This window comes from Shinella sp. Sh6 (genome assembly GCF_055392685.1).
Genome location: NZ_AP044005.1, coordinates 2,609,350 through 2,632,606 on the forward strand (window position 1 = coordinate 2,609,350; position 23,257 = coordinate 2,632,606).

Sequence of the window (23,257 nt, forward strand, 5' to 3'; positions counted from 1 at the left end):
GGCCGCAGGGCCTGAAGGCGGTCTTTTCCGGCGAGCATGCCTGGTGCGGCGAGAAAATGATGCTCTCGGCGGATCTCGAGGGCGCCGTGCCGCTCGGGGATTTCCTGGAGGGGGACGGGTTTTCCAAGACGCTGGACCGCTATGCGGAAAGCCACGGCAAGGCCGACCGGCGCGCGGCCGCGTCCTTCTGGTCGCTCTATTATTTCTCGGCGCTGACCATTCCCTATGTCGTGGCGCGGCGGGCGGAGACGCGCCTTCCCGTCGCCTTCGACGAGATGACCATCGCGCTCGGGGAGGACGGGCTGCCGCGCGCCTTCGGCCTGCCGCACGAGGGCGACTGGAGCGAGGACGAGGATCTTCTCGACGTCGTCACGCCGCTGGTGGATTGCCACCTTTCCCGCGCCGTCGCCCTCCTCAAGGAAAAGTCCGGCATCGCGCCGAAGCTCGCCTGGAACAATGCCGCCGTCTACATCGACTATGCCTTCAACGTGACGGACCGCACGCCGGCCGACGGCGACGACTACTGGCCCTCGCGCCCGCTCTTCGACTGCCCGCTGCTCGGCAACGGCAGCCGCAATCCCTTCCACGGCTGCCTGCGCCACGAGAGGGAGGAAGGCACCGTCCACTGTCGCCGCAAGGTCTGCTGCCTGCGCTACATGCTGCCCGGCATTCCGGGCTGCGGCGAGCTTTGCGCCCTCCCGGAACTGAGAAAGCAATGATCCTGCGTTTTGCCGCCCTCCTCGCCGCCGCCTTCCTGCTTGCCGCCCTGCCGGCCCGCGCCGAGGTCCGTTATCCGGTGACGGTCACGGACGCCGTCGGCCGCAAGGTCACCATTCCGGCTGAGCCGAAGGCGGTGCTGCTCGGCTCGGGCTTCAATCTCGTGGCGCTCTCGCTCATCCACCCCGATCCCGTCAGCCTGCTCGCGGGATGGGCAAACGACATGAAGGGCGACAATCCGGCGATCTACGAGCGCTTTCGCGAGAAGTTCCCGGCCATCGCGAAGGTCCCGGTCATCGGCGACGGCATCACCGTCTCCTTCGAGGCGGTCCTGTCGCTCAAGGCGGACCTTGCGATCCTTGCGAACTGGCAGGCCGAAACCGACATCGGCAGGCAGGCGATCGCCTATCTCGAGCAAAGCGGCGTGCCCGTCGTGGTGGTCGATTTCAACAGCGACGCGCTGCAGAACACGGCGGACAACATGCGCCTGCTCGGCCGCGTGCTGAACCGCGAGGACGAGGCCGATGCCTTCGCCGATTTCTACGAGGCGCGCCTGAAGCGGATACGCGAGCGGGTCGCGGCCCATCCCGAGCCCGGCCCCACGGTGGTGATGGACGCCTTCCCGAACCCCGAGCGGTGCTGCTTCGCCTACGGCACCGGCGGGCTCGGCGCCTTCATCGCCATCACCGGCAGCCGCAACATCGCCGAGAGCCTGCCGCCGCAGGGCGGCACCGTCAGCGCGGAATTCATCGTCGCGGCAGATCCCGAGGTCTATATCGCCACCGCCTCGCCGGGCGGCATCTACAGCGGCTTTTCCGTCGGCCCGGGCGTCGATCCGGCCGAGGCGCGCGCATCGCTCGCCCGCGCCGTGGAAAACCCCTTCCTCGCCAATCTGAAGGCGGTCAAGAACGGGCGCGTCCATGGCCTGTGGAACTTCTTCAACGCCGTGCCGCTCAACATCCTTGCGGCGGAAGCCTTCGCGCACTGGCTGCGCCCGGAGATCTTCGCCGATATCGATCCGGACGAGACGCTGAAGGAGATCAACACCCGCTTTGCCGCCGTGCCCTTCGAGGGCGCCTACTGGATCAGCCTTTCGGGGCAGCGAAGGGGCGATCCCGCGCCTCAATCATTCCGCGAGGGCGAAAAATAAAATCCGGGCTACGGCGCTGTTTTGATGCGATTAAATCGATATCGGCAATGTCGTTTCCGGCCTGCCTCGAAATAAATACCTTGCAGAATGCGGGAAAAATACCTACCTTCCCGGTATCGAACTTTGCTAGTGACCTTTGTCTATCGCTTCGGCGAGCCGGTCAGATTTCCTCTCATCGTCGATCTATCCGCGGCAATACCTGCCGCTTCCTCCAACGATTGAAAGGATATCGTTATGAATTCAGGCACCGTCAAGTGGTTCAACAGCACCAAGGGTTTCGGCTTCATCGCGCCCGACAACGGCACGAATGACGTGTTCGTCCACATTTCAGCCGTCGAACGCTCCGGTCTCGGCAGTCTCGCCGAAGGCCAGAAGGTGAGCTACGACATCGTCCAGGATCGCCGCTCGGGCAAGAGCTCGGCCGACAACCTGCGCGCCGCATAAGGATTGTTGCCCCTCTCGCTGACCACGGATGTACTGGCAGCAAGACGGAGAGCGACAGGAGAGGTCGGGGTAACGCCCGGCCTTTTTGTTTCCGGCGTCAGGGATTGAAGGACAGGCTCATGAGCCAGAAGACCTATGCGGTCGGCGACACGGTGACGCTCAAGACCGACCTGTTCCGCTCCGGCGATGCCGGACGCGATTGCAGGATCGTCGCGATCCTTCCGGCCGACCACGGCGAAGTGCAGTACCGGATCCGGATCGGCACCGAGATGCACGAGCGAAGGGTCGTCGCCAGCGACATCGACGCCCCGCAAGGGGCCGCGGACGAGCCGGCGAAGACTACGGCGCCGAAGCGCTTGCAGGGCGAGCCCTGGCTCAAGCCCGCGAGCATCCGCGTCAGGAAATAACCACAGGAAAGCGGCACGGCCGCATGGAAAGGATATGTTTTGCAGGTTCTCGTCAGGGAAAACAATGTCGAACAGGCCATCCGGGTTCTGAAGAAGAAGATGCAGCGGGAAGGACTCTTCCGCGAGATGAAGGCGCGCAGCGCCTATGAGAAGCCTTCCGAGAAGAGGGCGCGGGAAAAGGCGGAAGCCATCCGCCGGGCACGCAAGCTCGCCCGCAAGAAGGCGCAGCGCGAAGGCCTGCTGCCCGGCCCCAAGAAGAAAGCGCCCGCCGGCCGGGCCCGCTAGGCGGCCGGACATGCCATGCCAGGGAGACCGTAGATGACCACCGCCACACGAGAGCAGTTCTTCAAGCCGGCGAAAACCAGCGCCGCGGCGAAGGCGGAAGAAACCAATTCCGTCGCCAAGGGCATCATCGCCCAGGAGACCGCTGCGCGGGACAAGAAGACGGAAAAGCTGAGGGCGCTGCGGCTGGCAAAAGAAGCCGCGACGCCGACGCCCCTGCCGACGAAGAAGCGGAAGTAACCGGCCCTATCCCCGGCCCCGCAGGCCTTGCGAAAGCGGCGCAGCATCCCGGCTGCGCCGATGGAACGCATTGGGGCCCTTTTGCGCCGTCTAGCCGCCCCCCTCTCCTGAAGCCAGTTGCGCGATGCCGCCGAGGGCGAAATTCGCCAGGCGGCTTGCGAGCACCTCGTTGCTGACATTGGCGCGGGCGAGCGGCGGCATCACCTCCGACAGCCGCTTTTCGGCGATCAGCAGCATGAAACAGGGCGCGAGGATCGAAAAGACCGACTGGGCGACGAGCGGGTGATCTATGGAAACGCCCATGATCCCGGCGACGACGCCGAAGAGGAGCGCCTTCTTCGGCTCCAGCTCCTCGCGCCGCAGCTTCTCGAAATGCGGCGTCGGCGAGATCAGCTCGCGCACGATCACCTTCGCTGGCCAGGACGCATCGCCCTGCGAGCGCACCACGCGCACGAGAAGGCCGATCAGGCGCCGCAGCCTGTCCTTCGGGTCCGTGTCGGCGGAAGCGGCGCGCGCAAGGCTCTGATAGCTGACGAGGCGGCGGTGCGCCTCGGCCAAGACCTCCTCGTAGAGCGGCGCGATCCCCCCGAAATGATAGTTGACGGCGGCGGCATTGGCGCCGGCGCGAAGGGCGATCGCCTTGGCCGTCGCCCCGTCGAAACCGCATTCGGCGAACACCGCGCCGGCCGCCTCCAGCAGGCTTGCCCGCGTCGCCGCGCCATCCGGCCGCGGCCCGGAAACCGACGACCGTCTTGGACCTCGCGCCATATTCCTTCCTCTCCGTACAAATTCAAATCTAGATTTCAAATTTGGATTTGACAATCCCTTCCGATCGTCCTTAGGCTAGGGAACAGAACCCCGCCCCGGAGGCGAAACGGAATGAAGCGTCTCATCGTCGTCGCACTCCTCATCGCCGCGCTTGCCGCCGGCGCCTGGTGGTATCGGCACCGCGACAGCGGGCCGGCGGAGCTCGTCCTCTATGGAAACGTCGACTTCCGGCAGGTGACGCTCGCCTTCAACGGCAGCGGGCCGGTGGCCGAGGTCCTCGTCGAGGAGGGCGCCGCGGTCAAAAAGGGAGAGGTCATCGCCCGGCTCGACACCGGCAGGATCCGCCCGCAGATCGATCAGGCCCTTGCCCAGGTGGACGCCCAGCAGGCAAGCCTCACCCGCCTGAAGAACGGCAGCCGGCCGGAGGAGATCGCCCAGGCACGCGCCAACCTCGCCGCCGCGGAGGCGGAAGCCGCCAATGCGCGCCTGCAACTGGAGCGCCAGAGCGCGCTCGTGCCGCGCGCGGCCGTCAGCCAGCAGGCCCTCGACAACGCCCGCTCGAACGCGGCGGTGGCGGAAGCCAAGGTCGTCGCGACACAGAAGGCGCTCGACCTTGTCGTCGCCGGGCCGCGGGCAGAGGATATCCAGCAGGCCGCCGCGCAGTTGCGGGCCGCCGAGGCGCAGGTCGCGCTTCTGAGGGCCGAGCTTACCGATGCCGATCTCAAGGCCCCGGTGGACGCGGTCGTGCGCTCCCGGCTCATCGAGCCCGGCGAGATGGCCTCGCCGACGCGCGCCGCCTTCTCGCTCGCCACCGTCAGTCCGAAATGGATCCGCGCCTATGTCTCGGAAACGCAGCTCGGGCAGATCCACCCCGGCATGAAGGCCGAGGTGCTGGTCGATTCGCTACCCGGCCGCACCATACCCGGCTGGATCGGCTTCATCTCCTCGGTCGCCGAGTTCACGCCCAAGACCGTCCAGACGGAGGAGCTGCGCACCAGCCTCGTCTTCGAGGTGCGCGTCTTCGTCGAGGACCCGGACAACGTGCTGCGCCTCGGCATGCCCGCCACCGTGCGCCCGCTGGCCGGCGACACGGCGCCGGCCGCCGCGCAACAGGGCGGGTGAGAGACGATGGAGGACCGCCCGCTCTCCCTTGTCGCGCGGGACCTGCGCAAGAGCTTCCGCCGCGACGCGAAGGAGACGGTCGAGGCGCTCGGCGGCATATCGCTCACCGTCCGCAAGGGCACGCTGACGGCGCTCGTCGGCCCCGACGGCGCCGGCAAGACGACCCTTCTGCGGCTGGCGAGCGGGCTGATCCTTCCCGATAGCGGCAGCCTCACGGTCGTCGGCCTCGACGTGGCGGAAAAGCCGCAGGCCGTGCAGGACCGGATCGGCTACATGCCGCAGCGCTTCGGCCTCTACGAGGACCTCAGCGTGCAGGAGAACCTCGACCTTTACGCCGATCTCAACGGCGTTTCCCCCGCCGAGCGCCGGACGGTCTATCCGCGCCTCTTCGAGATGACGCAGCTCGGCCCGTTCAAGGACCGCCCGGCGGGCAAGCTCTCCGGCGGCATGAAGCAGAAGCTCGGCCTTGCCTGCACCCTTGTGCGCGCGCCCGAACTCCTGCTGCTCGACGAGCCGACGGTCGGCGTCGATCCGCTTTCGCGGCGCGAATTGTGGGAGATCGTGTTCAAGCTGATCCGCGAGGACGGCCTTTCCGTCGTCGTCGCCACCTCCTATCTCGACGAGGCGGAACGCTGCGAGCATGCGGTGCTGATGCATGCGGGGGAAATCCTCGCCGGAGGCCCGCCGGCGGAGATCACGGTGAAGGCGGACGGCTGCTGCTTCCTCGTCAGGGGACCGGAAGGCGTTCCGGCCCGCTCGCTACAGGCCCGCCTCTTCGCCCTTCCCGGCGTCGTCGACGCCGTGCCGGAGGCCGGGCGCGTGCGCGTCGTGCGCCGGCCGGACCGGCTGGAGGAGCCGCTGGCGCTCGAAGGCCTCAAGCTCGAAACGGAGCCGACCGGGGCCCGCTTCGAGGATGCCTTCATGATGCTGTTCGACAGCGTGGCGGGGGAGCGGGATCACACGAGCCCCGCGCCGCTTGCCGCAAGCCCGGAGAACGCGGCGGACGGGACGGTCGTCGAGGTGCGCGACCTCGTGCGCAAATTCGGCGATTTCACCGCCGTCGACCATGTCAGCTTCAGCGTCCGCCGCGGCGAGGTCTACGGGCTTCTGGGCCCGAACGGCGCGGGCAAGAGCACGACCTTCCGCATGCTCTGCGGCCTCCTGCCCGCCACCGCCGGCACGCTGCGGGTGGCCGGCAACGATCTCCTCAAGGCGGGCGCGAAGGCGCGCGAACGCCTCGGCTACGTCGCCCAGAAATTCTCGCTCTACGGCCAGCTCACGGTCGGGGAGAACCTCGAATTCTTCGCCAGCGCCTACGGGCTGCGCGGCAATCGCAAGAAGGAGCGGATCGCCACGCTGACGGCGGCCTTCGAGCTCGAACGCTTCCGCGACCTGCCGAGCGGCCAGCTTCCCGGCGGCTTCCGGCAGCGCCTCGCGCTCGCCGCGGCGCTCCTGCACGAGCCCGACATCCTCTTCCTCGACGAGGCGACGAGCGGAGCCGATCCCCTCGCCCGCCGGCAGTTCTGGGGGCGCATCACCGCCCTTTCGGAACAGGGCGTGACGGTCATCGTCACGACCCATTTCATGGAAGAGGCGGAATATTGCGACCGGGTGATCATCCTCGATGCCGGCCGGAACCTTGCGGAGGGAACGCCCGTCGAGATCCGCGAGCGCGCCGTCTCCGGTAAAACCGCGCCCTCGATGGAAGAGGCCTTCATCGCCATCGTCGAGCGGGAGCGGGCAAAGCGGACGGAGAAGGCCGCATGAGCGCCCCCCGCACCATGGCCGGCGGCTTTGCCGGTCTTTTGCGGCGGACGCGCGCGCTGATCCGCAAGGAAACGCGCCAGCTCCTGCGCGATTTCAGCAGCATCGCGATCGGCATCGTCATGCCCGTGACGCTGCTCGTCCTCTTCGGCTACGGCATCAACCTCGATGTCAGGAACGTGCCCGTCGCCGTGCTGATGGAAGACGATTCCGCGCCGGCGCGGGGCGTTGCCGCCGCCTTCGAGCTCTCGCCCTACTTCTCCACCCAGCGTGTGCGCACGATGAACGATGCCGAGCGCATGCTGATGGCCGGCGACGTGCGGGCCATCGTGCGCATCCCCTCCGACTTCGCCCGCAGCATCGATCTCGGCGCGGCCGACGTGCAGCTGATCATCAACGGCGCCGATGCCAACACGGCGCGCATCTCGCTCGGCTATGCGCAGGGCGCGGTCGCCACATGGGCGGCAAAGGAGGCCGCGCGCACCGGCAACGCGGGCGCTATCGGCGGCATCGCCGTCGAACCGCGCCTCTGGTTCAACGAGGCGAACGACAGCAGCTATTTCCTCGTGCCCGGCCTGATCGTGCTGGTCATGACGCTGATCGGCGCGCTCCTTACCGCGCTGGTGATGGCGCGCGAATGGGAGCGGGGCACCTTCGAGGCGCTTTTCGTGACGCCCGTGCGCTCGGCCGAGATCCTTCTTGGCAAGACCGTGCCCTATTTCGTCCTCGGCCTGATCGGCCTTGCGCTTTGCGTTGTCGGCAGCAAGCTGCTGTTCGGCGTGCCGCTGCGCGGCTCGCTCGTCATCCTCACCCTCGTGTCGATGCTCTATCTCCTCGTCGCGCTCGGGCTCGGCCTCGTCATCTCCTCGGCCACGAAGAGCCAGTTCGTGGCAAGCCAGGTGACGGTGCTCGTCACCTTCCTGCCGGCCATGATGCTCTCCGGCTTCATGTACGATCCGCGCAGCATGCCGCTCGCGGTGCAGGTGATCACCTATGTCTTCCCGGCACGCTATTTCGTGACCCTGCTCCAGACGCTCTTCCTGTCCGGCAACAACTGGAGCGTCATCCTGCCCAATGCGGCGGTGCTTGCCGGCATGGCGGCCGCGCTCCTGGCGCTCGCCGTGCGCCTCACCCGCAAGAGGATCGCGTGATGATCGTGTCGCTCCTGCGCATCCTGACGCTCATCCGCAAGGAACTGCTCGTCCTCCTGAAGGACCCGAAGAGCCGGGCGAGCCTCGTCCTGCCGCCGATCCTGCAATGCCTGATCTTCGGCTATGCGGCGACCTACGACCTCAACAGCGTGCCCTATGCGCTGGTGGACCAGGACCGCAGCGCCGCCTCCATCGCGCTCGTCGCAAAACTTGAGGGCTCCGGCATCTTCCAGCGCGAGGGCACATTCGCGCGGATGACGGAGGCCGTGCCGCAGCTCGATGCCCGGCGCGCACTGCTCATCGTCGTCATCGGGAACGGCTTCGAGCGCAACCTCGAGACCGGCGTGCCCGCCCCCGTGCAGGTGATCGCCGACGGCAGGAACTCCAACACCAGCGGCATCGCCCAGAGCTATGCCGGCGCCATCATCGGCGATTTCGCCGCCGCTTGGCGGGCCGAAAGAGGCTTTCCCGCCGCCGGCGTGACGGTCTCGACGCGCGCCTGGTTCAACCCGCAGCTGGAGACCCGATGGAGCATGATCCCTTCGCTGATCGGCACCATCACCATGATGATGACCATGATGCTGACGGCGATGTCGGTGGCGCGCGAGCGGGAGGAAGGCACGTTCGACCAGCTCCTTGTGGCGCCCTTCACGCCGACGGAGATCATGATCGGCAAGGCCGTCCCCTCCATGATCGTCGGCATCACCCAGGCCTCGGCGGTGCTGCTCGTCGCGCTCTTCTGGTTCAAGATCCCCTTCGCCGGGTCGTTCTTCACGCTTTATGCGGGCCTTGCCCTGTTCCTCGCCGCGGCCATCGGCTTCGGCCTGTTCCTCTCCTCGCTCGCCGGCAACATGCAGCAGGCGATGATCCTCGCCTTCGTCTTCCTGATGCCCTTCATGCTGCTGTCCGGCCTGATGTCGCCCACCGAGAATATGCCGGCCGTCCTGCAATACCTGACGATGATCAATCCGCTGACCTATGCGATCCGCATCACGCGCGTCGTCTATCTGGAAGGCGGCCGCTTCGCCGAGCTCCTGCCGGACATGCTGGCCCTCGTCGCGATTGCCGCCGTGACGATGCCGTTTGCCGCCTGGATGTTCCGCCACAGGCTGAATTAGGGCGGCCCGCGGAAGGAACCTTCGCCGATGCCGGCCGGTTAGTATCCCGAAAGGAGAACCGACATGGCTATCGCAAAACCGAAGGACGGCGCTGCCGGCACCACCGAGCAATCCCCGCGCTGGGAAGGGCCTGAGGAGAGTCGGCCCCGCGGCTATCTGCCGGCGAAGGACGACCCGGACAGGAACCCGGACGCCGTGGGCGAGACCAACCGAAACCCCGAGCGCAACCGCCCCTCGGACGCCCTGAAGACGCGGAAATGACGGGAAAGCGTCACCCGATCTCGATATCCGCGCAGAGCGGGAGATGATCGGACGCGCGGCGGGCGAGCGGGCTGTCGTGGACGAAGGTCCTGTGCACGCCGAGCCCGTCGCCGAGCAGGATATGATCGATCCGCAGCAGCGGCAGGCGTGAGGGAAAGGTCGCCCTGAGCTTCCCGCCGGCCTCGACCTGGGCATCCCTGAGGCGCCGCGCCAAAAGCCGGTAAGAGGCCGAACGCGGGATCGCGTTGAGATCGCCGGCAAAGACGATGCGCGCATCCTCCGGCATGTCCGCGCCCAGCCAGCCCGGCCCGAGCAGCACCTCCGCCTGCCTGACGCGCTCGGCGCCGAAAAGGCCGAGATGCGTGACGAAGACCTGTAGCCTTGCTTCTTCGAGCGGGACCTCCACCCAGAGCGCGCCCCGCGGCTCGCCGCGCGACGGCAGGCCGCCGGCCTTGACGAGGCGCGTCGGCAGCGCCGTCAGGAGGGCATCGCCATAGCGCTCTTCCTCAAGATGCAGCGCCGGATGGAAATGCGAGATCATCTGCAAATGGCCGGCGATCGCCTGCGCCTGGTCGATGCCGCCGCTGCGGGCGCGCGCGACGTCGACCTCCTGCAGGGCGACGATATCCGCCTCGCATTCGGCGATCACATCCGCGATGCGGCCTGGGTCGAGCTTCCGGTCCGTGCCGAAACAACTGTGCACATTATAGGTCACGATCCTGAGCCGCCTGCCCATGCCTTCCTCTCGTTCCGCCTGTGCCACGGGAACACGAAAAGCCTCCATTTCGTTCCCTTGCGACAGCCCCAAGGAGACGGCATGAACCGAACCCATATCCTTCACGCGCTCCTCGCCGGCGCGACCCTCCTCGGCGGTTGGCTGATCTACCGCACGCTCGGCCAGTATTCCTGGGAAGACATCCGCAGTTCCGTCCTTGCCATTCCGAGGCTGAACCTTTGCCTCGCGCTCGCCTTTGCGGCCGGCTCCTATCTCTGCCTGACATTCTTCGATTTCCTTGCCCTCCATTATGTCGGCAAGCCGCTCTCCTATCCCCGCGCCGCCATCGCCTCCTTTTCAAGCCTTTCCCTCGGCCACAATATCGGCGTGGCGGGCCTCAGCAGCGGCGCGGTGCGCTACCGCTTCTATTCCCGCTGGGGCCTCGATGCGGGGGAGGTCGCCAAGCTGGTCGTCTTCTGCGGCGTGACGGTGGGGCTGGGGCTGGTAACGCTTGCCGGGCTGTGCCTGCTCGTCCTGCCCGGCACCGCCGGCAAGGTGGCCGGGCTCGGGACGGCGGCCTCCGTCGCGCTCGGCATCGCCTGCCTTGCGGCAAGCGCGGCCTATGTGGCGCTCGCCGCCTTCCTGCGCGGCGAGATCAAGGTGTGGAAATGGCGCTTCGGCCTGCCGACGCCGGGCATCGCCGCCTTGCAGATCCTCGCCGGAACGGTGAACTTCGCGCTCGTCGCCGCCTGCCTTCACCAGCTTCTGAACGGCGATGCAGGCTACCTGGAAACGACGGCCGCCTATGTCGTCGGCAACCTGACGGCGCTCGTCAGCCATGTGCCGGGTGGGCTCGGCGTGCTGGAGGCGACCATCGGCTTCCTGCTCGGCAGCGCGACGTCGATCGGCGCGCTGATCGCCTTCCGCGTCGTCTACTTCTTCATTCCGCTGCCGCTGGGGCTCGCCTGCCTGCTGGCCGGCGAGGTGCTGGCCGCAAACGGGGAGACAGCACGCCTGCGCGACAACCCGAACTGATGGCGCAGGCGCCCCGCCCAGGCGGACAGCGGCCACCAGGGGGCGGCGGGATCGACGATGCCCGTGCCAGGGACGGGGACGATCGCGCCCCTTCCCTTCGCATCGCGGAACGGCTGCAGGCCGCGCTCGCCTGTGTTGAACGCGTCGATGGCCCTGCCGAGATGGCCGCCCGCGCGCACGGCGGCACCGAAGGCTTCGGCGTCCGCGTCGAGATGTTCCGCCAGCAGCCGGTCGCGCAGCATGACGATGCTGCGGCGCTCGGCATCCGTGCGCGCCTCGACGGCGATGTCGAGCTCCGTGTCCAGCCCTTCGCTGCGCTGGTTGATGTTGGAGGAACCGATGCGCAGGAAGAGATCGTCGACGATGACGAGCTTGGAATGCACGACGATCTCCTGCTTCGTGCCATCGGGCTTCGGCACCACGGGATAGAAGGCGCGCATCCGGCCATGCCGGTCGCATCGGCTGAGACGGCGAATGAGGCGGTCGCGGTTGATGCCGAGGACGAGGCGCTCGATGAGCCCGTGGGAACTGAGCGTCGAAACGATGACGACCTCCGGCCCGTCCGGCTCGGCAAGCCGCTCGCACAGCACGTCGCAGACCTTGGGCGAAGCGAAATACTGGCTTTCGATATAGATATGGCGGCGGGCGGCCCTGAGGGCGGCAAGGGTGAGGTCCGCCGCCTCACGCACCGCCGGTCGACCGCGGATGGCGGGCTCCGTGCGCGCGAAGGCGACGTCCACCTTCGTCATGTCCGGGACCTGCCCGTCGAAGCGGATGTCCGTGGGCGCATCGGGCGCCGGCACCGCCTCGTCCGTGGCGAAGAGCCAGCGGCGGCGGGCGATGTCGCCGGCAAGCCGCGCGGCCTGCCCGTCGAGGGCCACCTGCATGTCGTGCACCGGATCGTAACGCTTGCCGCCCGGCATGGTGCGGCGGGGATCGCCCACCCGATGGTCGGGGGTGTCCCAGCGCTTGGCGGTAAGATCGATGCCGCCGACGAAGGCGACGCGGTCGTCCACCACCACAAGCTTCTGGTGATGCGAGCCCCGGAGCGGATGGCGGCTGTCGAAGGCCAGCACGATGCGCGGATGGGAGGACCAGCGGCGCTTGTGGAACATCTTCAGCGACTTGCCCGAATAGATCGGCCCCATCGCCCAGACGAGCACGCGCACGACGATTTCCGGCCGCTCCTCCACCAGCTTCAGGAGGAAGGCGCCGAGGGTCGGGGACTGCGGCTCATCGGGCCGCATGCGGATATCCGGGTTGAAGTCCCAGCCGACGATCCACACTTCGCGCCTCGCCTGCGCCAGCGCCGTCTCCAGTGCCTCGAAATAAGCCTGGCCGTCGATAAGCACGCGAAGCCGGTCGGCCGAAGCGACGCGCCAGACATTCCGCCCGGGCTGGACGATGGAATTTGTACCGCTCAACGAAAACCCTCCGGTTGCACTCTCGGCGCCGGGTCCCGAAAGACTGATCGCCCTGCGCGGGAATTCGCGGAATGCGGTTTTGGTTCCGCCGTGGATCAGGCGGAACCGGCGCGGATCATGGAAAAGTAATCGTCGCCCCCGACCTGGCCGCCCTTGAGGGCGATTTCCAGCCCGTCGGCAGCCCCGCCATGGGCAATGCAGAGCGGCGAACCGGGGGTCTGGGGCAGCGGCATCTTCAGGGTGAGCGCGGAGATATCCATTTCGCCGAGCGCATGGCTGGACGTATCCCCGCCGGCGACGACGGCGCGGGAAAGGCCGGCGCGCGCGACGAGTTCCGCCTGGATGCGCCCGAGCGCCCGGCCGAGCCGGTGGCGCGCGCCGGAAGCCGCATCGAGTTCGCCGCCCCGGTCGGCCGCGGGGCCGAGCGCGGTATAGAGCACGACGCTGCGCCCGCTTTCGAAGACGCGCAGCCCCGCTTCGACGGCCTTGTCGATGGCCCCCTCCGCCCCCTCGCCGGTGAGGGCGAGCGGATCGACCGGAATGCCGTCGAAGCCGTTGGCAAGGGCGTGGCGGATCTGGCGCTCGGTGGTGGGCGAGACGCTGCCGGAGACGACGGCGATGCGGTCGACAGGCCCGGCAGCCGGAAAGACTGGCTTCTCGCCGATCAGCCCCGCCTGCCGCCATGCGGAGATGAGGGCATATTCCACGCCGGAGGAGCCGCAGACGAACCGGCCTTCCGCACGAAGCGTCTCCCATACCAGCCGGCCGGCCGCCGCCTGCGTCGCCGCGTCGAGCACGTCGAGAAGCAGGATGTCGGCGGCTTCCGGCGCGCGCCCCGCAAGCAGCGCCACATTGTCGAGATCGGCCGAGGTGAGCCGTGTCTGCCGCGAAAGGTGCAGCAGCAGGTTCGCCTCGTCCATCGGCGTGACCGGATGGCGCGACATGACCGGATGCCGATCGATGCGGTAGTTGCGGCCCTGATAGGCGGCGAAGAGCTCGCCGAAGGCGGTATAACGGCGGATCTGCGGCGCGCCGACGATGAGCGGCACGGTCACTTCCCCAAAGACCTCCCGGCCGATCTCGATGGCCCGACCGATGCTGCCGACATGGGGCGCCGAATCGAAGGTCGAGCAGACCTTGTAGTGGCAGAGCTCCGCATCCAGCGTCTTCAGCCAGCCGAAGGCCTCGCGAAGATGGACGTCCATCCAGCCCGGCGTCTCGCTACGGCTGGTGCCGGCAAGGCCGAAGGCGCGCGCGCCGGAAAAGCGCGACAGGAGGTCCGCATCCGGCACCTTCAGGAAGAGCACCGTTTCCACGCCGTTGGAGGCGAGCGCTTCCATCACGTCGGTCGAGCCGGTGAAATCGTCGCCGTAATAGCTGATCAGCGGCCGCGCCATGGCTCAGGCTCCCTTGCCGTCGGCGAATTTTGCAAGCGACTGCGCCAGTTCCGGATGGTCCCTCGCATAGGTTTCGAGCGGCACGCCGGCGGACGCCGCCTCCCAGGCCTGCCTGACCGCCTTCACCCCCGCCCCCGGCCCGCCCGGATGGCTGACGATGCCGCCGCCGCAGAGGTAGAGAAGGTCCATCGATCCGCCCGTCGCGGCAATCGTATCCGGCGCCTGCCCGCCCCACTGGCCGGAGCAGACGACCGGCAGGGCCACGTCCTTTTCGGAAAACAGCGGCGTCGTGACGGCCTTGTAGGAGCGCACGAAGCTCTCGTCCGGCTCCCAGTATTTCACGCGGATGCCGTTGATCTGGAACTGGTCGACGCCGAGCAGCCGCCAGAACTGCTGCCAGACGGAGAACTCGAAGCCAAGCCCGGCATGGCGCGTGAGGAGGTCCCAGCCGTTGCGGTGCGCGTGCAGCACGAGGCCGGAGCGCTTGCGCAGGAAGGCAAGGCCGCCGAAGCCGACGGAGGCGATGTTGACGACGGCGCAATTGCCGCCCGCCTCCAGCACCGTGTCGTGGTTGCGCATCATCTCGTCCGGATCGGCATGGCTGATGCCGAAGGCATACATCACCTTCTTGCCGGTCTTCTGCTCGTGGTCGCGGATCTTCGGCATGATCGCCGCCACCCGGTCCTTGAGCGACGAATAGGCCGGGCTCATCAGCTTCTCGTCGTCCTTGATGAAATCGACACCGGCCTCGATCAGCTCGCCGACCATCTCGGCCGTCTCGTGCGGGCGAAGGCCCAGCGCCGGCTTGACGATGGTGCCGATGATCGGCCGGTCCTTCACGCCCGTCAGCGCGAAGCTGCCCGCAACGCCGAACTGCGGTCCGAGGTGTGCGGCGGCAAATTCCTGCGGCAGCTTCATGTCGACGATGCGAATGCCCGTCAGCCCCTTGATGGAGAAGACGCCGCCGATGGCGATGGTCATCAGCGCGGAAAGGTCGGTGCCGACGGCATCCATCGGGAAATCGATATCGACATCCGCGCGGTTGAACCGCGTAGCGCCGCCCGCCTCGTCCGGAAAGGATGCATGGCTCGCCGGCGGCAGCGGGCGGATGGCGGCGACGCGCGCGGCGACGCGTGCCTTCAGCTCTTCCGTCTCGCCCGGCAGCGCGACGAAGGTGCCGGTCGACTGGTCGCTGGCGATCTTCTTCGCCATGGCCTCCACCGAACCGGGCGTCTCTATCCGATAGGTCAGACGGATCACGTTTTCTCCTCCCGCAGCCGGGTCTTGCCGCTTGTTAAAACAGGACAGCTGGTATAATGAGTATTTATGTTATTGCAAGCCGATTGCGGTGAAAGTTGTTGCGGCGAAGCCTATTGCTGCATATTCAAATCCGACGAAATCAGGTGAACCATGAACGTCGTTTCCGAACCGATCGTCCGCAAGAAACTCTCCGACGAAGTCTTCGCCCGGCTGAAGCACATGATCGAGACCGGCGAGTTGAAGGCCGGCGACGACATGCCCTCCGAGCGCGAGTTGATGGAGCGCTACGGCGTCGGCCGCCCGGCGATCCGCGAGGCCATGCAGGCGCTCGCCGGCAAGGGGCTCGTCGAGATCTCGCAGGGCGAGCGCGCCAAGGTGCTGCGCATCACCGCCGAGACGATCATCCGGCAGGTCGACCTGCCGGCCAAGCTGATGCTCTCCGGCTCCTCCGACACGCTGGAACACCTGAAGAGCGCGCGCATCTTCTTCGAGCGCGGCATGATCCGCGAGGCGGCCGGCAAGGCGACGCCCGAGGATATCGCGAACCTCAAGGCCCTCCTCGACAAGCAGAGGCAGAGCCTCGGCGATGCGGATGCCTTCATCGACGCCGACATGGAGTTCCACCAGTCCATCGCCGCCATTTCCGGCAATCCGATCTTCGCGGCCGTCAGCGGCGCGATGCTCGGCTGGCTGAAATCCTACCACACCGAAATGCTCATCTGGACGGGCCGCGAGAACGTCACCCTCGCCGAGCACGAGGAGATCATCCGCGCCCTTGAAAAGGGCAATGCGGACCTGGCCGAAAAGGCGATGATCAAGCACCTCGAACGCTCCCGCGCGCTCTATGCCCTCAAGGGGCAGAATTAGGGTTCAAAGCACGATCTCGACGAAGCCGTAGGGCGGCAGGGTAATCTCTTTGCCCGCCGGCAGGGCCACCGCCTGCGGCTCCGGCGTGATGTTCGCCAAGAGCAGGCGCTCTGGCAAAGCAAGGCCCAGCACCGCATCCGGCCGCGACGTCTCCACCGAGAGCACCGGTTCGCCCGCCAGTGCGCCGAGGCGCGCAAGCACATGCCCAAGCGGCCGCATTGCGCCCTCCGCCGTCGCTTCGCCCCCGCCGGCAACCAGCCCGAACGGGCCGGCGAGCGTCGAGAGCGTCAGCACCTCCAGCCCGGCGGGTGCAACCGTCGCGGCATAGGCCAGCGTCCAGGCCGCGCCGAACTGGCCGTTATGCCGCGGATCGACATTGGCCATGGGGATGCGCGCACCGGACGGATTGTCCTTCGTCGCGCTGCCATAGGGGTTCTGCCGCATGGCGATGGTCGAAGGGCCGATGCGATAGGGCTTCTCGCCATAGATGGCGCGGGCCGAGCCCACGACGAAACGCAGCGCCTCGAAGGTCTGCATGACGGAAAGATCGTCTGCCTCATGCACGATGGGGTTCGTGCAATGGCTGACATAGTCGACCAGCCCGCCCGGCACGCGCTTGCGGTTGAGCTCGGTGAAATAGCTCATCATGCCGCCGCCGAGCCGTACGCCCGGGAAGGCGGCGCGCGCCGCGGCATAGACATCTTCCAGCGGCGGGCAATCCGGCCACGCGCTGCCCGGCGGCGTCGACTGGCGGTCGACGGACGGGCAGACGAACAGCGTATCGAGGTCAAGGCCGGCCGCGCGCACCAGCGCGGCGAACCCGGCCATCTCCTCGTCCAGCGGTCGCTTGCAGGGCACCGCCAGCTCCAGCGTCACCCTGAGGCCGGATCTTTCCGCAACCTGCGCATAGCCCTGCAAGGCGGCAAGGCCATGGCCCGCATCGGGATCGAAATGGGCGATCAGATGCCGGGCGCCAATGGTTTTCAGGATATCGAGCGCGGACAATTCCTGCGCAAGGCATTCCGGCCTGAGGCCGACGCCGATCTCGGGAAAGCGCCGGTTCGTCGGCAAAAGCTGCATCGTGACGGCGCCGGACGCGCCGGCAGCGGGTGCGGCATCGGCCGCTGCCTCAACCGTGACCGTGACGGACTGGCGGAAGGGCTCGCCCTTCGCCACGCGGTAGGGCCAGGGCAGCGCGAGCGGGCGCACATAGGTCTTGTAGGACCCGTCCGTCCAGTTGCGCTGGTCTTCCATCTCGAAGATGTCGCCGCCGAATTCCGTCATCGCCGAAATGCCGGGCGCGACGTTGTGCGTGATGGCGGAAATGTCCTTGAACGGCTGCCACGGCTCGATTTGATCCGGCCAGCGCGACCGCTCGACGCTGCCGTCGCCGTGCCGGACCTCGACGGGCTCGCCCGCCACGCCGACGATAGGGTGCAGCACGGCAAAGCCCGCTCGGGCGGTCTCGAAATCGGCGTCGCTGACGCAATCGGCAGCGAAGGTCACGGCCTTGGCCGTGCCGGAGATCGCCACAGTGCAATCGAGGTTGGCGCCGGAAGGCGCCGTGAAGCGCGCCTTGTAGGCGACGGAGAAGCCATCGCCTGTCTCCCCCACGGAGAGATCGGTGATCGTGGCAGCGCAAGTGCCCCAATCCTTGTCCCGCACGAGGAAGGCGACGGCGCGCAGCACCTCGTGGCCGCGAAGCCGCAGGGTGCGAAGGTTGCCGTCCTGCAAGGCCACGCTCAGGTCGCCGGCAACGAGAATGCGGCTTTCCGGCTCGCGCTCGCTCGTCCCGTAGAGCCTGACGAGGTCCGCGCTCATGCCAGGAGGTCCGCAAGGGCGACGGTCTCGCCACGCTCGGTGCTGAGATAGGCGGCCTCGACGAGGGCGAAGGTCTTGAGGTTGTCGCGGCCGGACGTGTCCGGCTCGCGGCCCGCCGCCAGACGCTCGATCCAGTGCTTCTGGATGAGCGCCACGCTCTCCTGGATATTGTGCCAGGGCCGCGAGGCCCATGGCAGGAGGTTCGGCGCGACGACGCTTTCCACCGTGCCCTCGGGGCCGTGGACGGTGAGCCTGTAATCCTTGCCGAGGCGCAGCGTGCCCTTGTCGCCGTCGATCTCGACAAAAGTTTCCGGGAAGGGTTCTTCCGGCAGCTTCGTCGCATAGCTGACATCGACGATGGAGGTGATGCCGTTCTCGTGGCCGAGCAGCATGGTCGCCACGTCCTCGCCGGCGATATCCGGGTTGATGCGGCGCGTGCGCGCGGTCATGCTTGTGGCATCGCCGAAGAGGAAGCGGGCGATATCCAGCGAATGGATGCCAAGGTCCTCGATGATGAAGCGCTTTCCCTTGGCGAGATAGGGCTGGCCGGAGAAGACGTCAAAGCCGGAGCGGAAGGAGACGCGGCCCCAGAAGGGCGTGCCGATGGCGCCGCTGTCCAGCACTTGCTTCACCGCGAGGATCGGCGTCTGCCAGCGGAAATTCTCGTGGATCATCAGCGGAATGCCCGCCGCCTCGGCCGCCGCGACCATGGCCTTGGCATCGGCCAGCGTCGGCGCGAAAGGCTTCTGGCAGATCGCCGGAACCCTGTGCTTTGCGGCAAGCTCCACCAATGCCCGGTGACTGCCCACGGTCGTCGCGATGTCGACGAAATCGAAGCCGCCGTCGGCGAACATTTCCTCGGCCGACGAATAGCGCCGCGCGACGGAGAACTGGTCGCCGACGATGGCAAGCCGCTCCGCATCGCGGTCGCAGATCGCCACGATCTCCACACCGGCAAGGTCCTGCCAGCCATGCATCTGGTTGACGGCGAAGAAACCGCAGCCGATCAGCGCGCCCTTGAGCCTCGCCATCTCAGCCAGCCTTTGCCATCTGCATCAGGGTCACGCGCTGCTGGAGGCGGCGTTGCGCCTGGTCGACCACGACCGCCACGATGATCACGAGGCCCTTGATCACCATCTGCCAGAAGGAACTGACGCCCATCATCACCAACCCGTCGGAAAGAATGCCGATCACGAAGGCGCCGATGATCGTGCCGCCGATCGTACCGCGCCCGCCCGACATGGATGTACCACCGAGAACGGCGGCCGCAATGGCGTTGAGCTCGAGGTTCGTGCCGGTCGCCGGATGCGAGGCCATCAGCTCGGAGGAGATGACGAGGCCGACGATGGCCGCGCAGAAGCCGGAGAACATGTAGACGAACATCTTCACGCGGTTGACGCGGATGCCGGACATGCGGGACGCCCGCTCATTGCCGCCGACAGCGAAGATGTGCCGGCCGAGCGGGACGAAGCGGGCGAAATAGGCAGCGCCCAGCGCGACGACGATGAGGATCCACACCGAGACGGGAAGCCCGAGGATCGTGCCGGAGCCGAGATAGGAAAAGCCCTGGTTGCCGAGGTCTTCGCGCCCCGTAAGGTGCGGCAGGGTCTGGCCGTCGGAATAGAGCAGCGCCATGCCGCGCGCCACATAGAGCGTGCCGAGGGTGGCGATGAACGGCGCGACGTTGAGCCGGGTGATGAGGAGGCCGTTGACCGCGCCGATGACGATGCCCGCCGCCATGACGATGACCGCCACCTCGAAAACGTTGAAATAGACCGTGTAGCCGAACGGCAGGGCGACGCCGTACATGATGAGGCCGCCGGCGATCATGCCGCAAAGGCCGACGATGGAGCCGACCGAAAGGTCGATGCCGCCGGTGATGATGACGAAGGTCATGCCGATGGCGAGGAAGGCGTTCTGCGTCGCGTGCTTCGACATCAGGATCATGTTCGCGGTCGACAGGAAGTTCGGCGCGAAGATCGAGAAGAAGATGATCACCGCGAAGAGCGCGATGAAGGTCCTCAGCTTCATGAGCGTGAGCAGGGCCGCCCCGGTGGACAGGCTGTTGCCGGCGGCAGTTTGCGTTGCTGTCGTCATCACGCATGCATCCTTTTGGTTTTGTGCCCCGCCGCGGAGGCCGAGACGATCATCTCCTCGGTGGCGTCCTTGCGGTCCACCACCGTCACCAGCTTCCCGTTGCTCATCACGGCGATGCGGTCGGAAAGCGCCATGACCTCTTCGAGGTCGGAGGTGGAGAAGAGGATGGCGAGCCCCTCGCCCGCCAGTTGCCGCATGGTGCGGAAGACGTCCGCCTTCGCGCCGACGTCGATGCCGCGGCTCGGCTCGTCCATCAAAAGCACCTTCGGCCCGGTCATCAGCGCCTTGCCGATGACGACCTTCTGCTGGTTGCCGCCCGACATGGAGGTGACGTCCAGCTCCGGGTTCTTCGCCTTGATCGAGAGGTTGCGGATCGTCTCGAGGATCGCGGCCTTCTCGCGCTTCAGGTCGATATGGAAGCCGGCCTTGAGGAACTGGCCGAGGCTCGCCATGGAAAGGTTGTCGGCAATCGACATGGACTGCACGAGGCCTTCGCGCTGGCGGTCCTCCGGGATCAGCGCCAGCCCCTCGCGGATGCGCTTCGTCGTGTCGCGGCCCTTCAGCGCCTCGCCGTCGACGAAGACCTTGCCGGTCGAATGCTCGTGCCGGCCCATGATGCATTCGAACAGCTCGGAGCGCCCCGCGCCCATCAGGCCGTAGATGCCGAGAATCTCGCCCTTGCGCACGCCGAGCGAGACATGGTCGACCGCATAGCCGCCCTGCGCGCGCGGCAGGCAGATGTCCTGCGTGCGGAAGACCTCTTCGCCCATCTCGTGGTCGACCTCCTTGGCGAAATCCTTGGCGTCGGAGCCGATCATCGAGCGCACGATCCAGCGCGTGTCGATGTCCTTGACCATGGCGTGGCCGGTGATCTGGCCGTCCTTCAGGACGGTGATGTAGTCGCCGATGCGCATCAGCTCTTCCAGCCGGTGCGAGATATAGACGATGGCGACGCCCCGCGCCTTGAGGTCGGCGATGACGCGGAAGAGCACGTCGACTTCGGCGGCGCTGAGGGCCGACGTCGGCTCGTCCATGATGAGGATGCGCGTGTCGAGCGAGACGGCGCGCGCGATCTCGACGAGCTGCTGCTGGCCGATCGGCAGGTCCTCGGCGAGCGTATCGGCGGCAATGCCCGCTTCGAGACGGTTCAAAAACTCGTTGGCCTTCTCGACCTGCGCCTTGTGGTCGATGCCGCGGATGCCTCGGGTGATCTCGCGGGTCGCGAAGATGTTCTCGGCGACGGAGAGATTGCCGAAGAGGTTCAGCTCCTGGAAGACGATGCCGATGCCATGGCGCACCGCGTCGGCGGGGCTGTCGAGGTGGATGCGCTCGCCGTCCATCCAGATCTCGCCGAGCGTCGGCCGCTCGACGCCGGCGATGATGCGCATCATCGTCGACTTGCCGGCGCCGTTCTCGCCGACAAGCACGTTCACCGCGCCGCGCCGAAGTTTCAGGTCCGCCTTCTTCAGCGCGACGATGCCGGAATAGGCCTTGGTGATGGCCTTCAGTTCGAGAATGACGTCGCCATCGTTACTGCCGCTCATGTCAGCCTCCGATGGCGATGATGGCGGGAACGAGCTGCGGCAACTGCCCCTTGGCCGGCAGCGGATAGGCGCCCGTCGCCTTCACCGTCTTGCCCGTCAGCCCCTCGCGCGGCAGCTTTTCCAGAATTGTGGCGTTCACATGGGTGTTGAACGCCTTGCCGAACTGCGCCCATTCGATCTGGTTCTTGAAGGCGTTGAAATCGACGAAGTCGAGGCAGTCGCGCAGCGCTGTGCCGCGGATGGCCGGGCCGATGGAAACGCGCACATCCGCCTTGGCGTCGCCGTCGACGTCGACGTCGACATAGGCCGCGCGCGAATTGGTCTCTTCCGCGACGATCACGCCGTCGACCTTCGCCATGAAGGTCCAGGGCGCATTGCCCTGCTTTGCCTTGTAGCCGTATTTCCGGCCCGCCGCGTCGGGATCGGCGGCCGTCGCCGCCAGCACCTCCGCAAGGGGGGCGGCGCGCTTTTCGAGATAGGGCAGCACCTTGCCGTCCCACATTTCGGCAACGAGCGTGTCGGGATCGAAGGCCCCGGCCTGATCCTCTTTTTCCTTGTCGGCGGTTTTCACGAACTTGCAGCCGGCGAGCCCGAAAGCTGCGGCGAACACGATGACGGCGGCGGCCTTGAAGCGCATGGGTCGGTACTCCGGCATATGGCAGGGCGCGGGATGGCGATCACCCCGCGCCCGCTTCTTTCGAAGATCAGTCCTTCAGCGCGAAGGTCTCGAGCTTGTCGGCATTGTCGGCGTTGATCAGCACGCAGTCCATGAGCTGCTTTTCTTCCGCCGGCTTCTTGCCGCTCGTGATGAAGTCATGCGCCTGCTGGACGGCGAGCTGGGCCTGTGCATAGGCCGGCTGCAGCACGGTGGCCTTGATGCCGCCGGACTTGATGGAGTCGCGAACGTCGTTCGAGCCGTCGAAGCCGGTGACGATCACGTCCTTCTTGCCGGCCGCCTGGAGGGCGGCGATGGCGCCCATCGCCATCGTGTCGTTGCCGGCGATGACGCCCTGGATATCCGGATTGGCCTGAAGGATGGTCTCCATCTTGGAATAGGCTTCCGTCTGGCTCCAGTTGGCCGACTGCTGGGCGACCATCTTCATGTCCGGATATTCGTCGATGACGTCGTGGTAGCCCTTGGAGCGGATGCCGGCATTGGTGTCGGATTCCTTGCCGACGAGCTCGACATAGTTGCCCTTCTCGCCCATCAGCTTGACGAATTCCTCGGCGCCGAGCTGGGCGCCCTGGTAGTTGTTCGAGACGATCTGCGAGACGGCGACGCCGGCCGCGTTGATCTCGCGGTCGATCAGGAAGGACGGGATGCCCGCGTCCTTGGCCTTCTGCACGGCGGCAACCGAAGCGTCGGCACCGGCATTGTCGAGGATGATCGCCTTCGCGCCGCGGCCGATCGCCGTGTCGATGAGCTGCGACTGCTTGTTGGCGTCGTCGTCATGCACGAGGACGAGGGCCTCGTAGCCGAGTTCCTTGGCCTTGGCTTCCGCGCCGACGGCCTCGGCCTTGAAGAAGGGGTTGTCGTGGCTCGGCGTGATGATGGCGATGAGGTCGGCGGCGAACGACGGCATGGCGACGCCTGCGGCCATGACGGCAGCAAAACCGACGGTGATCAGTCTACGGGTAACCTTCATATTTTCCTCCCGGTTAAGCACCGGCCT

24 protein-coding genes are annotated in these 23,257 nt (G+C 66.8%); 13 read left to right on the forward strand and 11 right to left on the reverse strand.

The window, feature by feature from the left end; all coding sequences use genetic code 11:
- Nucleotides 1–56: 56 nt before the first annotated feature.
- The 6 genes from fhuF (at nt 57) to ACZ5TO_RS12545 (ending at nt 3,240) form a co-directional block, all read left to right on the forward strand.
- On the forward strand, nt 57–719 hold the full coding sequence (gene fhuF / locus ACZ5TO_RS12520) for a siderophore-iron reductase FhuF (RefSeq protein WP_464800388.1): 663 nt from the start codon (nt 57–59) through the stop codon (nt 717–719).
- A complete protein-coding gene (locus ACZ5TO_RS12525) occupies nt 716–1,867 on the forward strand; it encodes an ABC transporter substrate-binding protein (RefSeq protein WP_464798319.1) in 1,152 nt (383 codons plus the stop codon). Before fhuF ends, ACZ5TO_RS12525 begins: the two co-directional genes overlap by 4 nt.
- A 234-nt stretch (nt 1,868–2,101) precedes the next feature.
- Nucleotides 2,102–2,311, forward strand: coding sequence for a cold-shock protein (locus ACZ5TO_RS12530; RefSeq protein ID WP_184144224.1), 210 nt, complete (start codon nt 2,102–2,104; stop codon nt 2,309–2,311).
- 119 nt (nt 2,312–2,430) lie between these two features.
- The gene (locus tag ACZ5TO_RS12535; RefSeq protein WP_464798320.1) at nt 2,431–2,718 is read left to right on the forward strand and encodes a cold-shock protein; all 288 of its coding nucleotides are present in this window, start codon (nt 2,431–2,433) and stop codon (nt 2,716–2,718) included.
- A 39-nt stretch (nt 2,719–2,757) separates the two neighbouring features.
- Nucleotides 2,758–3,003 carry a 30S ribosomal protein S21 gene (gene rpsU / locus ACZ5TO_RS12540; protein ID WP_184144220.1) on the forward strand — a complete coding sequence of 82 codons (246 nt, stop codon included), beginning with the start codon at nt 2,758–2,760 and terminating at the stop codon, nt 3,001–3,003.
- 33 nt (nt 3,004–3,036) lie between these two features.
- On the forward strand, nt 3,037–3,240 hold the full coding sequence (locus tag ACZ5TO_RS12545; protein ID WP_184144218.1) for a hypothetical protein: 204 nt from the start codon (nt 3,037–3,039) through the stop codon (nt 3,238–3,240).
- Nucleotides 3,241–3,330: 90 nt separating this feature from the next.
- Here ACZ5TO_RS12545 and ACZ5TO_RS12550 read toward each other — a convergent pair whose 3' ends face one another.
- A complete protein-coding gene (locus ACZ5TO_RS12550; protein WP_184144216.1) occupies nt 3,331–4,008 on the reverse strand; it encodes a TetR/AcrR family transcriptional regulator in 678 nt (225 codons plus the stop codon).
- 111 nt (nt 4,009–4,119) lie between these two features.
- Here ACZ5TO_RS12550 and ACZ5TO_RS12555 point away from each other — a divergent pair, with 111 nt between their 5' ends.
- The 5 genes from ACZ5TO_RS12555 to ACZ5TO_RS12575 all read left to right on the forward strand — a co-directional run bounded on the left by ACZ5TO_RS12555 (nt 4,120) and on the right by ACZ5TO_RS12575 (nt 9,424).
- On the forward strand, nt 4,120–5,130 hold the full coding sequence (locus tag ACZ5TO_RS12555; RefSeq protein WP_464798321.1) for an HlyD family secretion protein: 1,011 nt from the start codon (nt 4,120–4,122) through the stop codon (nt 5,128–5,130).
- A gap of 6 nt (nt 5,131–5,136) precedes the next feature.
- Nucleotides 5,137–6,897 (forward strand): ATP-binding cassette domain-containing protein, encoded by a 1,761-nt coding sequence (locus tag ACZ5TO_RS12560; RefSeq protein WP_464798322.1) that lies wholly within the window; start codon nt 5,137–5,139, stop codon nt 6,895–6,897.
- Nucleotides 6,894–8,045 carry an ABC transporter permease gene (locus ACZ5TO_RS12565; RefSeq protein WP_464798323.1) on the forward strand — a complete coding sequence of 384 codons (1,152 nt, stop codon included), beginning with the start codon at nt 6,894–6,896 and terminating at the stop codon, nt 8,043–8,045. The genes ACZ5TO_RS12560 and ACZ5TO_RS12565 overlap by 4 nt, the downstream gene beginning before the upstream one ends.
- The gene (locus tag ACZ5TO_RS12570; protein WP_464798324.1) at nt 8,045–9,163 is read left to right on the forward strand and encodes an ABC transporter permease; all 1,119 of its coding nucleotides are present in this window, start codon (nt 8,045–8,047) and stop codon (nt 9,161–9,163) included. Before ACZ5TO_RS12565 ends, ACZ5TO_RS12570 begins: the two co-directional genes overlap by 1 nt.
- Nucleotides 9,164–9,232: 69 nt before the next feature.
- Entirely contained in the window at nt 9,233–9,424 is a 192-nt protein-coding gene (locus ACZ5TO_RS12575) for a hypothetical protein (RefSeq protein ID WP_184144283.1), read from the forward strand.
- A 10-nt stretch (nt 9,425–9,434) separates the two neighbouring features.
- Here the strand turns inward: ACZ5TO_RS12575 and ACZ5TO_RS12580 are convergent, their stop codons facing one another.
- Nucleotides 9,435–10,160: an endonuclease/exonuclease/phosphatase family protein gene (locus tag ACZ5TO_RS12580; RefSeq protein ID WP_464798325.1), complete on the reverse strand. Its 726-nt coding sequence runs from the start codon at nt 10,158–10,160 to the stop codon at nt 9,435–9,437.
- Between the two features lie 81 nt (nt 10,161–10,241).
- On the opposite strand from ACZ5TO_RS12580, the gene ACZ5TO_RS12585 reads away from it, so the two are divergent.
- A complete protein-coding gene (locus ACZ5TO_RS12585) occupies nt 10,242–11,174 on the forward strand; it encodes a putative bifunctional lysylphosphatidylglycerol flippase/synthetase (protein WP_464798326.1) in 933 nt (310 codons plus the stop codon).
- Here the strand turns inward: ACZ5TO_RS12585 and ACZ5TO_RS12590 are convergent.
- From ACZ5TO_RS12590 to oiaX, 3 genes are all read right to left on the reverse strand, one after another.
- Nucleotides 11,072–12,598: a phospholipase D-like domain-containing protein gene (locus tag ACZ5TO_RS12590; protein WP_464798327.1), complete on the reverse strand. Its 1,527-nt coding sequence runs from the start codon at nt 12,596–12,598 to the stop codon at nt 11,072–11,074. The genes ACZ5TO_RS12585 and ACZ5TO_RS12590 overlap by 103 nt on opposite strands.
- Nucleotides 12,599–12,693: 95 nt before the next feature.
- Nucleotides 12,694–13,995, reverse strand: a complete 1,302-nt coding sequence (locus ACZ5TO_RS12595) for a four-carbon acid sugar kinase family protein (RefSeq protein WP_464798328.1) — start codon at nt 13,993–13,995, stop codon at nt 12,694–12,696.
- Nucleotides 13,996–13,998: 3 nt separating this feature from the next.
- Nucleotides 13,999–15,255: a 3-oxo-isoapionate-4-phosphate decarboxylase OiaX gene (oiaX, locus tag ACZ5TO_RS12600; RefSeq protein ID WP_464798329.1), complete on the reverse strand. Its 1,257-nt coding sequence runs from the start codon at nt 15,253–15,255 to the stop codon at nt 13,999–14,001.
- Nucleotides 15,256–15,405: 150 nt separating this feature from the next.
- Here oiaX and ACZ5TO_RS12605 point away from each other — a divergent pair, with 150 nt between their 5' ends.
- Nucleotides 15,406–16,122, forward strand: a complete 717-nt coding sequence (locus ACZ5TO_RS12605; RefSeq protein WP_464798330.1) for a transcriptional regulator NanR — start codon at nt 15,406–15,408, stop codon at nt 16,120–16,122.
- Between the two features lie 3 nt (nt 16,123–16,125).
- On the opposite strand, the gene apnL is transcribed toward ACZ5TO_RS12605, so the two are convergent.
- The 6 genes from apnL to ACZ5TO_RS12635 form a co-directional block, all read right to left on the reverse strand.
- Nucleotides 16,126–17,943, reverse strand: a complete 1,818-nt coding sequence (gene apnL / locus ACZ5TO_RS12610) for a D-apionate lactonase (RefSeq protein WP_464798331.1) — start codon at nt 17,941–17,943, stop codon at nt 16,126–16,128.
- Complete coding sequence (locus tag ACZ5TO_RS12615) at nt 17,940–18,974, reverse strand: Gfo/Idh/MocA family protein (RefSeq protein ID WP_464798332.1); 1,035 nt, start codon at nt 18,972–18,974, stop codon at nt 17,940–17,942. Before ACZ5TO_RS12615 ends, apnL begins: the two co-directional genes overlap by 4 nt.
- Before the next feature lies 1 nt (nt 18,975).
- Nucleotides 18,976–20,040, reverse strand: coding sequence for an ABC transporter permease (locus ACZ5TO_RS12620; protein ID WP_184144281.1), 1,065 nt, complete (start codon nt 20,038–20,040; stop codon nt 18,976–18,978).
- The gene (locus ACZ5TO_RS12625) at nt 20,040–21,584 is read right to left on the reverse strand and encodes a sugar ABC transporter ATP-binding protein (RefSeq protein WP_464798333.1); all 1,545 of its coding nucleotides are present in this window, start codon (nt 21,582–21,584) and stop codon (nt 20,040–20,042) included. Before ACZ5TO_RS12625 ends, ACZ5TO_RS12620 begins: the two co-directional genes overlap by 1 nt.
- Nucleotide 21,585: 1 nt before the next feature.
- Entirely contained in the window at nt 21,586–22,221 is a 636-nt protein-coding gene (locus ACZ5TO_RS12630; RefSeq protein ID WP_464798334.1) for a DUF2291 family protein, read from the reverse strand.
- A 67-nt stretch (nt 22,222–22,288) separates the two neighbouring features.
- A complete protein-coding gene (locus tag ACZ5TO_RS12635; RefSeq protein ID WP_464798335.1) occupies nt 22,289–23,230 on the reverse strand; it encodes a substrate-binding domain-containing protein in 942 nt (313 codons plus the stop codon).
- Nucleotides 23,231–23,257: the final 27 nt, after the last annotated feature.